This is a genomic window from Mesorhizobium sp. M7D.F.Ca.US.004.03.1.1, assembly GCF_003998635.1.
GTDB classification, from domain to species: domain Bacteria; phylum Pseudomonadota; class Alphaproteobacteria; order Rhizobiales; family Rhizobiaceae; genus Mesorhizobium; species Mesorhizobium loti.
The window spans coordinates 1-570 of the sequence record NZ_RZQG01001680.1 but is presented as its reverse complement, the minus strand read 5'-3'; the positions used below and the strand labels follow the sequence as shown (position 1 = coordinate 570).

Genomic DNA, 570 nt, shown 5'->3' with positions numbered 1-570 from the left:
GCCTTGAACAGCGGAAAGTAGGTGAAGATCGCCAGAGCCAGCCCCGCCATGATAATCGGCTTGCGGCCGATCTTGTCGGAGAGCCAACCGAACACGACAAAGAAGATGGAACCCAACGCCAAGGCGATTGCGATCAGGATGTTGACCGTCTGCAGGTCGACCTTGAGCACATTCTGCAGGAAGAACAGAGCGTAGAACTGGCCGGAGTACCAGACCACAGCCTGGCCGGCGGTGAGGCCGAGAAGGGCCAGGATCGCGATCTTGGCATTCTTCCACTGACCGAAGGCTTCCGTCAGCGGAGCCTTGGAGCCCTTGCCCTCGTCCTTCATCCGCTGGAAGGTTGGCGATTCACTGAGCGTTAGGCGAATCCAGACCGATACGCCAAGCAGGATGACCGAGACGAGGAACGGAATGCGCCAGCCCCAGGCGGCGAAGTCTTCCTTGCTCAACATTGCTTGAACGCCGAGGATGATGATCAGCGACAGGAACAGGCCGAGTGTTGCCGTCGTCTGGATCCACGAGGTGTAGAAGCCACGGCGGTCGTCGGGGGCGTGTTCGGCGACATAGGTT

At 59.5% G+C, this 570-nt stretch carries 1 protein-coding gene; it reads right to left on the bottom strand.

The genetic code is table 11. The annotated features are described in order from the left end of the window. Positions 1–570 (bottom strand): MFS transporter (locus EN935_RS39445; RefSeq protein ID WP_127374424.1); only part of this gene is annotated, 570 nt, incomplete at both ends.